10 protein-coding genes are annotated in these 12,608 nt (G+C 73.2%); 8 read left to right on the forward strand and 2 right to left on the reverse strand.

The window, feature by feature from the left end; all coding sequences use genetic code 11:
• Positions 1-62 precede the first annotated feature (62 nt).
• The 3 genes from ACFXGA_RS12250 (at position 63) to ACFXGA_RS12260 (ending at position 4,443) form a co-directional block, all read left to right on the forward strand.
• Positions 63-2,831 (forward strand): discoidin domain-containing protein, encoded by a 2,769-nt coding sequence (locus tag ACFXGA_RS12250; protein ID WP_378087020.1) that lies wholly within the window; start codon positions 63-65, stop codon positions 2,829-2,831.
• A 146-nt stretch (positions 2,832-2,977) separates the two neighbouring features.
• Complete coding sequence (locus tag ACFXGA_RS12255) at positions 2,978-4,171, forward strand: esterase-like activity of phytase family protein (RefSeq protein ID WP_378087022.1); 1,194 nt, start codon at positions 2,978-2,980, stop codon at positions 4,169-4,171.
• 125 nt (positions 4,172-4,296) lie between these two features.
• Positions 4,297-4,443 carry a DUF1059 domain-containing protein gene (locus ACFXGA_RS12260; RefSeq protein ID WP_378087023.1) on the forward strand — a complete coding sequence of 49 codons (147 nt, stop codon included), beginning with the start codon at positions 4,297-4,299 and terminating at the stop codon, positions 4,441-4,443.
• Here ACFXGA_RS12260 and ACFXGA_RS12265 read toward each other — a convergent pair.
• The gene (locus ACFXGA_RS12265; RefSeq protein ID WP_378087025.1) at positions 4,430-4,903 is read right to left on the reverse strand and encodes a helix-turn-helix domain-containing protein; all 474 of its coding nucleotides are present in this window, start codon (positions 4,901-4,903) and stop codon (positions 4,430-4,432) included. The two genes, ACFXGA_RS12260 and ACFXGA_RS12265, sit on opposite strands and share 14 nt — an antisense overlap.
• Before the next feature lie 66 nt (positions 4,904-4,969).
• Here ACFXGA_RS12265 and ACFXGA_RS12270 point away from each other — a divergent pair, with 66 nt between their 5' ends.
• The 5 genes from ACFXGA_RS12270 (at position 4,970) to ACFXGA_RS12290 (ending at position 10,739) form a co-directional block, all read left to right on the forward strand.
• Positions 4,970-6,136, forward strand: coding sequence for an MFS transporter (locus ACFXGA_RS12270; protein WP_378087027.1), 1,167 nt, complete (start codon positions 4,970-4,972; stop codon positions 6,134-6,136).
• 154 nt (positions 6,137-6,290) lie between these two features.
• Positions 6,291-7,367 carry a hypothetical protein gene (locus tag ACFXGA_RS12275; RefSeq protein ID WP_378087029.1) on the forward strand — a complete coding sequence of 359 codons (1,077 nt, stop codon included), beginning with the start codon at positions 6,291-6,293 and terminating at the stop codon, positions 7,365-7,367.
• Positions 7,367-8,518, forward strand: a complete 1,152-nt coding sequence (locus ACFXGA_RS12280; RefSeq protein WP_378087031.1) for a toxic anion resistance protein — start codon at positions 7,367-7,369, stop codon at positions 8,516-8,518. Before ACFXGA_RS12275 ends, ACFXGA_RS12280 begins: the two co-directional genes overlap by 1 nt.
• Complete coding sequence (locus tag ACFXGA_RS12285) at positions 8,515-10,140, forward strand: substrate-binding domain-containing protein (protein ID WP_378087033.1); 1,626 nt, start codon at positions 8,515-8,517, stop codon at positions 10,138-10,140. The genes ACFXGA_RS12280 and ACFXGA_RS12285 overlap by 4 nt, the downstream gene beginning before the upstream one ends.
• The gene (locus ACFXGA_RS12290; protein ID WP_378087035.1) at positions 10,137-10,739 is read left to right on the forward strand and encodes a hypothetical protein; all 603 of its coding nucleotides are present in this window, start codon (positions 10,137-10,139) and stop codon (positions 10,737-10,739) included. Before ACFXGA_RS12285 ends, ACFXGA_RS12290 begins: the two co-directional genes overlap by 4 nt.
• A gap of 501 nt (positions 10,740-11,240) precedes the next feature.
• On the opposite strand, the gene ACFXGA_RS12295 is transcribed toward ACFXGA_RS12290, so the two are convergent.
• Positions 11,241-12,407 carry an endo-1,4-beta-xylanase gene (locus ACFXGA_RS12295; protein WP_378087037.1) on the reverse strand — a complete coding sequence of 389 codons (1,167 nt, stop codon included), beginning with the start codon at positions 12,405-12,407 and terminating at the stop codon, positions 11,241-11,243.
• Positions 12,408-12,608 lie beyond the last annotated feature (201 nt).

The following is a 12,608-nucleotide window of genomic DNA, read 5'->3' on the forward strand; positions in this document are numbered from 1 at the left end:
CGCCACACCCCCGAGACTTCCCTGCCGCAGTTCGAGGTCCCGTCCAACGAAGGGCTGAACCCATGCGAGTCGACCCCACCCACCGGCGTCCCCTGGCGCTCGGCGCGGCGGCGGTGGCCACGTCCCTGCTCACCGCGATCACCGTCGCCGCCGCACCCGGCGAGGTCGCCGCCCAGGTCGCGGCCGCCGCCGCCACGTCGCCGTTCGACGTCCCCGGCCGGGGCGCGGACGTGCCGTTCGTCGAGCACGAGGCCGAGACCGCCGCCACGAACGGCACCCGGATCGGCCCCGGCCGCCGCCAGGGCACGCTGGAGGGCGAGGCGTCCGGCCGCCGCGCCGTGACGCTGTCCGGACAGGGCAAGTACGTCGAGTTCACCCTGACCGAGCCCGCCAACTCCATCGACGTCCGGTACAGCATCCCGGACGGCAACGGCGGCGCGGGCATCACCGCGCCGCTCTCGCTCTACCTCGACGGCGCCAAGACCGGCAGCCTCACGATGACCTCGAAGTACGCTTGGCGCTACGGCGGCTACCCCTATGCCAACGACCCGAACCAGGGCAGGCCGCACCACCTCTACGACTCCACCCGCGCCCTGTTCCCCCGCACGCTCGCCGCCGGCGCGAAGGTCAGGCTCCAGATCGACGCCGGCGACACCGCGCCGTCCTACACCATCGACCTGGCCGACTTCGAGCTGGTCGCGCCGCCGGCCGGGCGGCCCGCGAACTCCGTCTCCGTCACCGAGCACGGCGCCACCCCGAACGACGGCACGAACGACAGCGCCGCCTTCGACGCCGCCGTCGCCGCCGCGAGGGCGTCCGGCCGCGAGGTGTGGATCCCGGCCGGGCGGTTCATCGTCACCAAGCACATCACCGTCGACCAGGTCACCGTCCGCGGCGCGGGCCACTGGCACAGCGTGGTCACCGGCGACCGGGTCGGCTTCTACGGCCTCGGCGAGCCGTCGAGCTGCGGCCAGGGCGGCAACAGCGGTGTGAGCACGCGCGTCGGCCTGCACGACTTCGCGATCATCGGCGAGGTCACCAACCGCGTGGACTGCGACCAGACCAACGCCATCGGCGGCGCGCTGGGCGGCGGGTCGGTGATCTCCGGCATGTTCCTCCAGCACACCAAGGTCGGCCTGTGGCTGGACGGCCCGTTCAGCGGGCTGACCATCCGGAACAACAAGGTCGTCGACCAGCTCGCCGACGGCATGAACCTGCACCGCGGCATCAGCGACGTGCTCATCGAGCACAACCTGTTCCGCAACATCAGCGACGACGGCATCGCGTTCTGGTCCGAGCAGCAGGCCGACCACGGCAACACGATCCGCCGCAACACGGTGGTCGTGCCGATGAAGGCCAACGGCATCGCGATCTACGGCGGCCGGGACAACGTGGTCACCGAGAACGTCGTGGCCGACACCCAGGACCAGGGCGGCGGCATCCACGTCGGCAACCGCTTCTCCTCGGTGCCCCTGTCCGGCACGACCACCCTGTCGAAGAACACCACGCTGCGCGCGGGCGTGCTCGACTCGAACTGGCAGTTCGGCGTGGGCGCGCTGTGGTTCGACGCCCGCGACGGCGCGATGAACGGCCGGATCGACGTCACCGACACCGACCTGATCGACAGCAACTACGAGGCCATCCAGTTCATCAGCGGCACGATCACCAACGTCCACTTCAACGGCGTGCGCATCAACGGCGCGGGCACGTTCGGCATCCAGCTCCAGTCGCCGGGCTCGGCGTCGTTCACCAACGTCACCGCCACCGGCCTCGGCCGGGCGGGCGTCTACAGCTGCCTGGGCGAGAACGCGTTCCAGATCACCAGGGGCGCGGGCAACTCCGGCTGGGACGGCCCGGCCTACTGCGGCCCGTGGCCGGACCCGATCTACACCGACCCCACCACGCCGCCGACCAGCACCACGACCACGACGACCACCACCACGACGACCACGACCGTCCCGCCGGGCGGCAACCTGGCCAGGGGCAAGGCGGTCAGCGCGTCCACCGCCAACGGCGGGTTCCCCGCGGGCAACGCCGTGGACGGCGACGCGAACACCTACTGGGAGAGCGCGAACAACCAGTTCCCGCAGGCGTTGACCGTCGACCTGGGACGGGCCGAGGCGGTCGGCCGCCTGGTGCTCAAGCTGCCGCCGCCCTCCGCGTGGGAGGCCCGCACCCAGACGGTGAGCGTGTCGGGCAGCACGGACGGCGGCAGCTTCACGCAGGTCGTCGCGCCCACCGCGGTCCGGTTCGACCCCGCGACCGGCAACCAGGCCGGCATCCCGGTGTCGGGCGCCCACCGCCACCTGCGGCTGACGTTCACCGGCAACACCGCCTGGCCCGCCGCCCAGCTCGCCGAACTGGAGGTCTACGCCGGCACCCCGACCACCACGACCACGACCACGACCGCGCCGCCGACCGGCAACGTGGCGCGGGGCAAGCCCGTCCAGGCCGCCGCGAACGGCGGGTTCCCCGGCGGCAACGCGGTGGACGGTGACGCGAACACCTACTGGGAGAGCCCGAACAACGCGTTCCCGCAGGTGTTCACGGTGGACCTGGGCAGCCGGGTCGCGGTGAACCGGATCGTGCTCAAGCTCCCGCCCGCCGCCGCGTGGGCCGCCCGCACGCAGACGCTGAGCGTGTCCGGCAGCACCGACGGCTCCGGCTACACCGCGCTGGTCGGCTCGGCCGGGTACCGGTTCGACCCGGCGTCGGGCAACCAGGTGAGCATCCCGGTCGCGGCGGACCACCGCTACCTGCGGTTGACGTTCACCGGCAACACCGGCTGGCCCGCCGCCCAGCTCGGCGAGTTCGAGGCGTACGCGGGCTGACGCCTCGACCGGGGGTGGTCCTCGGGCAACGGCGCCGGAAGACCACCCCCGCGCCAGGTCGCGCACGCCTGCCGTTCACCCGGCCCACCTACCGTTCCGCGCACCGCGCGTCCCCACCGGGCGCGCCACGGCAGAACGGAACACCCATGAGGAGACCGCTGGTCCTCGGTCTGTCCGCGCTCGTCCTGGCGGCGGTCGCGGCGCCCGGCTCGGCCGCGCCCGCCGACCGCCACGACTTCGGCCGCGCCACCCTGACCGGGTTCGCCCGGCTGCCGGCCGTGACGTTCGTGCCGGGCACCGAGCCGTCCGGCGCGGCGCTGGGCACGACACCCGTCAACGGCGTCGTGCCGCCGTTCGCCGACCAGCCGGTGCAGGGCTTCAGCGGTGTGCTGCGCAACGCGGACGGCACGTTCGACGTGCTGTCGGACAACGGCTACGGCGCCAAGGCCAACAGCGCCGACTTCACCCTGCGCGTGCACCGGATCGGCCCCGACTTCGCCACCGGCGCGGTGGACGTGCTCGGCGGCCTCGCGCTGACCGACCCGAACGGGCACGTGCCGTTCCCGCTCACCCGGCCCGACCGGGTGCTGACCGGCGCGGACTTCGACGTGGAGTCGATCGTCCGCACGGCCGACGGCGGCTACTGGATCGGCGACGAGTTCGGCCCCTACCTGCTGCGCTTCGACCGCGCGGGCCGGCTGCAGGCCCCGCCCGTGCCGCTGCCGGGCGTCTTCGCGCCGGAGAACCCGGCGGGCACGCCGAACCTCGGCGGCAGCAAGGGCTACGAGGGCGTGGCGCTGTCCGCCGACGGCCGCACGCTGGACGCGCTGCTGGAGGGCACGGTCGCCGGCGACGAGCCGGGCACGCTGCGGCTCAACGAGTTCGACCCGGCGCGCGGCCGGTACACCGGCACGCGGTGGACCTACCGGCTCGACCGGCCGGAGCACGCGATCGGCGACGCCGTCACGGTGGACCGCAACCGGCTGCTGGTGATCGAGCGCGACGGCGCGCAGGGCGCGGACGCCCGCGTCAAGAAGGTCTACCTGGCCGACAAGCGGGACCGCGACCACGACGGCGAGCTGGACAAGACGCTGGTGGCCGACCTGCTCGACATCGCCGACCCGCGCCGCCTGAGCGGTGGCGGCACGACCTTCACCTTCCCGTTCACCACGATCGAGGACCTGGTGATCCTGGACGACCGCACGATCGGCGCGCTCAACGACAACAACTTCCCGTCCTCCTCGGGCCGCACTCCGGGCAAGCCGGACGACAACGAGTTCATCACCCTGCGCCTGGGCGGCGACCTCGACGCCGACCCGCGCGTCCTGCGCCGCCGCTGACGCGCCCCGGTCCGCCCGGACCGACCGGGTTCGGGCGGACCGGCGCGGCACCGAACTCGACCGGTCGACAACGCCCACGCCTTCAGTACAGTCGGTGCCGGAGAGATCACCACCGGAGGACCGCCATGAAGAAGAACATCACCTGCCCCTGCGGCGAGCACATCACCGGCCAGGACGAGGACGACCTGGTCGCCAAGACGCAGCAGCACCTGAAGGAGAACCACCCGGGCCACGACTACTCGCGCGACGAGATCCTGTTCATGGCGTACTGAGCGGCGGGTGGGGCTCACCCGTCCCGTTCGGGTGCAGCCCGACCAGCAGCAGGGCGTCGAGGAGGCGGAGCCAGTCGGCCTCGGCGAGGTCGCGGCCGGTCAGGTCCGCCACGCGGGCCAGCACGTCCAGCAGGCGACCGGCGACCGCCGCCTCGTCCCGACCCGTCGCCGCGCCCAGCGCGCGGACGTCGCGGCGGAACCTCTCGGTGCGGCTGAGGCGGACCAGGGCGGCGGGCGGATCGGCCCGCGCCGGGGGTTCGTCCTCGCCCAACCCGATGGCCAGGTGGCCGCCCAGCGCCCCCGCCAGCCGGGCCAGCGCGTCGACGGTCGGGTTGCCGCGGCCGTTCTCCAGGTTCGCCACGTACGGCACCGAGAGGCCCGCGTCGGCCGCGACGGCGGCCACGGTCCGCCCGCTCGCGGCGCGCAGCGCCCGGAGCCGGGGTCCCAGGTCGTGTCCCACGGCCGCAATCTTGTCAGAACACCATCCCCCGTGACTATCTTGTAGAGATAGTCACCGGGGGGTCGTGTGCTGAGCGCGCTGCGGGTGGGGGACTTCCGGCTGCTGTGGGCGGCCCGGACGATCAGCGTGCTCGGCACCTGGCTGCTCGTGGTGGCCGTGCCCGCGCACGTCTTCGGCCTGACCGGCTCGGTGATGGCGGCGGGCGCGGCGCTGGCCGCGGAGTTCCTGCCCGCGGTGCTGTTCGGGCCGGTGGCCGGGGTGCTGGCCGACCGGTGGGACCGGCGGCGGCTGATGGTCGCGGCGGACGTCCTGCGGGCCGTCGCCGTCGCGTCGCTGCTGCTCGCCCGCGACCCCGGCGACCTCTGGCTGGTCTACGTCGCGCTGCTCGCCGAGAGCGCCGGGACGGTGGTGTTCCGGCCGGCCGCCCAGGCGCACACGCCCGTCGTCGTCGGCACCGGGACGGCGTTGAGCGGCGCGAACGCGCTCAACTCGCTCACCGACGGCGTCGCCAGGCTCGTCGGCGCACCGCTGGGCGGCGCGTTGCTCGGCCTGGTCGGGTTCCAGGTCCTGGTGCTGGCCGACGTCGTCAGCTACCTGCTCTCGGCCGTGCTCGTGGCGCTGACGTCCCGACGCCCCCGCGAGGCCGGGGCACGCGGTGAGGGGCGGGCGTGGGCCGAAGGGGTCGCCTTCCTGCGATCGGATCGGACGGCCTCGGCGCTGCTCGTGATCAGCTCCGTCTTCCTGGCCGCGAACGCCTCGCTGAGCGCGCTGCTGGTCCCGTTCGGCATGACCACGCTCGGCGGCACGGGACCGGTCGGCCTCGTGATGTCCGGGCTGGGCGTCGGGTTCCTGCTGGGCGCGCCCGTGACCCGCGTCCTGGTCGACCGGGTACGGGTGGGTCCGCTGCTGGCGGGCGCGCTCGTCGTGACCGCGGCGGGGTTCGCGCTGCTGTTCGGCTCGCGGTCGTTGACCTCGGCGCTGCCGGCCGCCGGGCTCATCGGGCTCGCGGGTTCGGCCGTGCTCGTCGTCACGCAGACCGCGCTGCAACGCGTCACGCCCACCGTGGTGCTGGGGCGGGTCGGCGCGGTCCTGGTCACCGGAGAGGCGGTGGCGACGGTCGCCGGCGCGGTGGCGGGACCGGCGCTGGCCGAGCTGACCTCGACGCGCACCGCCGCGTACGTCGCGTGCGCCGTCACGGTCGCCGCCGCGGCTCACGCACGGGGCCACACCTGACCGTCCCCCGGGACGGGCGGCAGCGGTCACCCACCCGCGCGACCGATCATCATCCTTCGTTCACCAACCGTTCGCCCGGTGATCGCCGCTCCGCGCGTCAAACGAGTCGTGCGGCGACGAGGATCGCCGACGAGCACGGGGGTGAGCGGGTCCAGTGAAACGCCGGTTGTCCATCGGCCTGGCCGCGGTGTTGGCGGTCGCGGTCGTCGCGGTGGTCGTGTGGGGGCGTCCGGATGACGCGGAAGGCGGGGCGCGGGGTGGGCTGACCACCGTGCGCGGCGTCATCGGGTCGGAGAAGCTGGCCTTCTTCAGCGACCCGCGGGTGGTGGACGCGTTCGCGCGGCACGGCCTGGAGGTCCAGGTCGACACGGCCGGCTCGCGCCAGATCGCCACCTCCGTCGACCTGGGCAGGTACGAGTTCGCGTTCCCGTCGTCCTCGCCCGCCGCGCAGCGGATCCAGCGCGACCGCCGGACGACCGCCGCGCACACGCCGTTCCAGTCGCCGATGGCCGTGGCGACGTTCGAGCCGATCGTGCGGCTGCTGGAAGCGGCCGGTGTCGTGACCAAGGGCGCGGGCGACTACCAGGTGCTCGACGTGGCGAAGTACCTGGAGCTGACCGGGGCCGGCACCCGCTGGGACCAGCTCCCCGGCAACACCGCCTACCCGGCGCGCAAGAACGTCCTCGTCACCACCACCAACCCCGGCGAGTCGAACTCCGCCGCCATGTACCTGTCGGTCGTGTCGTTCGTCGCCAACGGCAACACCGTGGTCGCCACGCCCGAGCAGGAGGCGGCCGTGCTGCCCCGGGTCGCCCGGCTGTTCCGCGACCAGGGCTACACCCAGAACAGCACCGAGGGCCCGTTCGAGGACTACCTCGCGGCCGGCATGGGCAAGACGCCGCTGGCGCTGATCTACGAATCCCAGTACCTCGACCGGGTGATGCGCGGCGACGGGTCGATCCGCCCGGACATGCGCCTGCTCTACCTCGCGCCGACCGTCTACTCCAAGCACACGCTCGTGCCGCTGTCCGACCGCGGCGACCGGGTCGGCCGGCTGTTGAGCACCGACCCCGAGCTGGCGAAGCTCGCCGCCACGTTCGGCTTCCGCACCTCCGACCCGCGGGTGTTCGCCGAGGTGGTGGGGGACAAGGCCCCCGCCGAGCTGGTCGACGCCGTCGAGCCGCCGTCGTTCGAGACGCTGGAACGCCTGCTCGACGCGGTCGTCGCCTGATGGACGAGTTCACCCTCGCCCCGCCCGAGCCCGTGACCCCGGTCCCGGTCGAACGCGCGGCCGGCCTCATCGCGCTGGGCGACGACGCGCGGGCGGACGTCGACCGCCGCGCCGAGCTGTTCACCGAACGCCTCCGGGCGCTGGACGTGCGGTCGCCCGAGTTCACCGACGCGCTGGACGACGTGCTCGCGGTCGGCGAAGCGGACATGCGCGCCGCCGCGGGCGTGGCGGGCGCGATGCTGGACCGCTCCGCGCGGGCGGCGCGCGACGACTCACCACAGGTCCGCGTCACCGCGTCGCTGTCGGACCTGCGCCGCACCGTGGCCGCGCTGGACCCCGCCAAGCTGCCGATCACCGGCCGCAAGCTGCTCCGGGTGTTCCCCGCCGCGCACGCCGCCAAGAAGGCGCTCGACCGCTACCGCGCCGCCGGCGAACCGGTGAACGCGCTGGTGCTGGAGCTGCGCGAGCGGCAGGACGTGCTGCGTCGCGACAACGCCGCCATCAAGGGCGAGCGCGAGCGGCTGTGGCGGGCGATGGGCCGGCTGGCCGAGGCCGCCGCGTTCGCCGAGGCCGTGGACGCGGCGATCGACCGGCAGGCCGACGTGCTGGACCTGACCGACCCGGCCCGCGCGCGGGCGCTGCGCGCGGACGTGCTGCACCCCATCCGCCAACGCCACCAGGACCTGCTGACGCAGCTCGCCGTGAGCGCGCAGGGCTACCTGGCGCTCGACCTGGTGCGGCGCACCAACGACGAGCTGATCCGGGGCGTGGAACGCGCGGTGACCACGACCGTGGCCGCGCTGCGGATCGCGCTGCTGGTGAGCGGCGCGCTGGCGAGCCAACGGGACGTGCTGGACGAGGTCGCCGCGCTGCGCGCCACCACGGACGGCCTGATCCGCGCCAACACCGAGCTGCTCGACCTGCACAGCGCCGAGATCCGGCGGGCGGACGGCGACCCGGCCGTCGCCGTGGCGACGATCCGCGCGTCGTTCGACCGGATCTACGCGGCGATCGACGCCGTGGACGGCTACCGGGCGGAGGCGGTGCGCGCGATGGCCGTCACGGTCGAGTCGCTGTCGGGGGAGATCCGCCGCGCCGAGGAGCACCTGCGCCGATCGCACGACGCGGCGGCGGCCGAGGGGGACCGATGAGAACAGCGTTCGTGCTCGCCGCGGTGCTGCTGGCCACCGCCTGCACCGGCAGCGCCGAACCGGAGCCGGACCCGTCGCGGCCCGCGGGCCCGGCGCGTCCCGGCGTGCTGCGGGTGCTCGCGGGCAGCGAGCTGACCGACCTGCGACCCGTGCTCGACGCGGCGGCCCGGGCCACCGGCGTGACGGTCGAGTTCACCTTCACCGGCACGCTCGAAGGCGCCGAGGCGCTGGCCAACGGTGACGTGGACGGCAAGTACGACGCCGTCTGGTTCTCCTCCAACCGCTACCCGGCGGGTATCCCGGAGGCCGCGCGCCGGCTCGGCAACCAGGTCAAGGTCATGAGTTCGCCCGTCGTGCTCGGCCTCTCGACGTCCGCGGCGCGGCGGTTGGGGTGGGCGGACCGGCGGGTCGGCTGGGGCGAGATCGCCGAGCAGGCGGGGCGCAAGGCGTTCGGCTACGGCATGACCGACCCGTCGGCGTCCAACTCCGGCTTCTCCGCCCTGGTCGCGGTGGCGTCGGCGCTGGCGGGCGCGGGCAACGCCGTGGACGCGGGCCAGATCGCCGCCGTGACGCCGCGGCTCAAGGACTTCTTCGGCGCGCAGGCGTTGTCCGCCGGGTCGTCCGGCTGGCTGTCCGAGGCATACCAGCGCCGCGCCACCGGCCAGGACCCCGGCGCGCGGGTGGACGGGCTGATCAACTACGAGTCCGTGCTGCTGTCCCTGAACGCCGCCGGCACCCTGCCCGAACCGCTCACGCTGGTCTACCCGGACGACGGCGTGGTCACCGCGGACTACCCGCTGACGCTGCTCGCCGACGCCGGCGACGACGCCCGTGACGCGCACCGACGCCTCACCGACCACCTGCGCACGCCGGACGTGCAGCGCGAGATCATGCGGAGCACGCACCGGCGGCCGGTCGTGCCCGGCGTCCAGCTCGACGCCGCGTTCGCCGTGCGGGACCTGGTGGAGCTGCCGTTCCCGGCGGCCCGCGAGTCGGTCGACGCGCTGCTCTCGGCCTACTTCGACCGGCTGCGGCGGCCGTCGCGGACGCTGTACGTGCTGGACACGTCCGGCTCGATGGCGGGGGAGCGGATCGCGGCGCTGCGGTCCGCGCTGATCGGCCTGACCGGCGCGGACGACTCGCTCACCGGCCGCTTCCGCCGGTTCCGCAGCCGGGAGGAGGTCACGCTGCTCCCGTTCGACACCACGCCGGGCACGCCCACCACGTTCTCGCTGCCCGAGGGCGACCCGCGCGCGGAACTGGCGCGGATCAAGGCGTTCGCCGAAGGGCTGCGGGAGGGCGGCGGCACCGCCATCTACGACAGCCTGTCCCGCGCCTACGAGGTGATGGAGCCGCTGGTCGCGGCCGACCCGGACCGGTTCACGTCGATCGTGCTGATGACCGACGGCGAGAACGCCAACGGGTCGGACCTGGCCGGGTTCCGGGCCGCGTTCGCCTCGGCGCCCGCGTCGGTGCGGCAGGTGCCGGTGTTCACCGTGCTGTTCGGCGAGGGCAGCAGCGCGGAGCTGGGCCAGGTGGCGACGATGACCGGCGGGCGGGTGTTCGACGCGCGCGACACCGGGTTGGGCGAGGTGTTCCAGGAGATCCGCGGCTACCAATGATCCGGTACCTGGGCTCGACCAAGAACCTCGTCGGCTGCGTCGGCGGGCTCGTCGGCGTGCTGCTGCACCTCACCGGGGTCGTCGACGCGCTGTGGCCGCTGGTGGTCGCCGGGCTGTACGGGGTGGGCGCGCTGCTCGCGCCGCCGGAGAAGGTGCGGTTGGTGCCGGGGGACGTGGTCACCGAGACCGGTCGGCTGCGCGCGGACCTCGACGGGCTGGTGCGCGAGGTGACCGCGCAGGCGTCCCGGGTGCCGGAGCCCGCCGTGGCCGCCGTGCGCCGGATCGGCGCGGTGCTCGACGACCTCCTCGCGCGGCACGACGCGCTGGCCGCCAACCCCGACCTGCGGCACACCGTGGTGCGGCTGGCGCGCACCGACCTGCCGCTGTCCGTGCAGACGTACCTGAACCTGCCGTGGTGGTTCGCGGTGCGGCAGCGGGCGGGCGGGGAGCCGAGCCCGGGGGAGGAGCTGGTGACCCAGCTGGGGCTGCTGGAGGCGGAGGCGCACCGGCTGGCCGAGCGCGTCTACGCGGCCGACGTGGACCGGCAGGCCGACCACACCCGCTACCTGCGCGACCGGGACGCCGGCGACCAACCCTGACCCGCGCGTCGAACGCCCGGGTCCCGTGTGTCGAACGCCCGGGTCCCGTGTGTCGAACGCCCGGGTCCCGTGTGTCGAACGCCCGGGTCCCGTGTGTCGAACGCCCGGGTACCGCGTGTCGAACGCCCGGGTACCGCGAGTTCCTCGTCCACGACGCACGTCGGGGGAGAGGGATTGGGGGTCGGCGCGGCGGTCGCCTCTCGGCGAGTGGCTCGACGCGGCTCCAGCCGAACGGTATTCCGCGAAGGCGCTAGGTGAGGCCCGGGGACACGGACCGCACCGACCGAGTGTTCCAACGGCGCGTCGGTGGCCGGTGTTCCCACTTTCGAGTGGCGTGCGTCTCACTCGAAAGTGTTCTTGGCACTATCGCTTCAGTGTTGACCGAAGAAAATTCACGAACGGCCACGACGGTGCGGAACGTGGTAATCGGTCCCCGCCCGGGCTCCGAGACCCTGGCGGGGACCGATCGCTCGCGGCGACGCGGTCAGGCGTGCGTCGTGATCACTTCGCGCAGGCCGGCAGGTGCGGGTGGCGCTCGCCGCGCTTCACCGACTCCTTGGCCAGCGTGCACTGGAGGGCGTCGTAGGCGGGCTTGCGGGTGAAGTCGTCCCACATGACCGTCGCGGCGCCCTCGCCCTGGAAGAACACCGGCACCCAGGAGTACTTGTCGGTGAAGCCCCAGATCGTGAAGGAGTCACAGCCCTTGACGTTGAGGCAGGCGACGAGGGTGCGGTTGTAGTAGTCCGCCTGCTTGGCGAGCATCTCCGCGGTCGGCACGCCGTTGGCCGGCAGGTCCATCCGCACGTCCAGCTCGGTGATGGCGGTGCCGAGACCGAGGGCGGCGAACCGCTTGAGGTTCGTCTCCAGGTCGCCGGGGAAGCCGTACCGGGTGCTGAGGTGGGACTGGGCCGAGAAGCCGTCGACCGGCACGCCCTGGGCGAGCAGGTCCTTGATCAACGCGTAGTAGGCGTCGCTCTTGGCGTTGACGCTCTCCACGTTGTAGTCGTTGAAGTACAGCTCGGCCTTGGGGTCGGCCTGGTGCGCCCAGCGGAACGCGTCCGCGATGATGCCGGGGCCCAGCTCGCGGATCCAGATGTTGTCGGTGGTGCGCAGCTTGCCCGAGTCGTCGAAGATCTCGTTGGCCACGTCCCACTGCTGGATCTTGCCCTTGTACCGGCCGACGACGGTGAAGATGTGCTCGCGCAGGATGGCGCGCAGCTCGTCGGCGGAGAAGTTCCCCTGCTCGAGCCACGCCGGGTTCTGGCTGTGCCACAGGAGCGTGTGCCCGCGGACGACCTGGTTGTTGCGCTGCGCGAACTTCACGATGGCGTCGGCCATGCCGAAGTTGTAGCGGTCGCGCTCCGGGTGGATGTACTCCCACTTCATCTGGTTCTCGGCGGACACCGAGCTGAACTCCTTGGCCAGCACGGCCCGGTACTCGTCGTCCTTGGTGAAGGGGTCGGGGTAGGGCTGCTGCTCGTGGTGGCCGCCACCGGCTGCGGCGGTGCCGATGTAGAAGCCCTTGGGCGCGGCCCAGCGGAGCGTGTCCTTCTTGGCGTGGCCCGGGGGAACCCGGTCAGCCTCGGGCGCGGCCGCGGCGGTGAGGGCCAGCGGCGAGGTCAACGCCATCGCGGTGAGCGCGGCGGTGACGAGTCGGATCGTTCTCATGGCGGTCTTCGCTTTCTCGGACGACTACGACGGCGGCGTTCGAAAGTTTCGTCATTGATCCGGCAATTTTCGAGATGCGCGGACCCTAAGACGCCCGCCGGGCGATCGTCAAGACCCAGTCAAGACGGCTCCGCGCTGGTGGAAGCCGTCGGTGCGTGGCCAGTATCTTATCCACAACAGACGCTGCCGACGAGATTTGAG

Origin of the sequence: Actinosynnema sp. NPDC059335, from assembly GCF_042752395.1 — a bacterium.
In the GTDB taxonomy this organism is placed as follows: Bacteria; Actinomycetota; Actinomycetes; order Mycobacteriales; family Pseudonocardiaceae; genus Actinosynnema.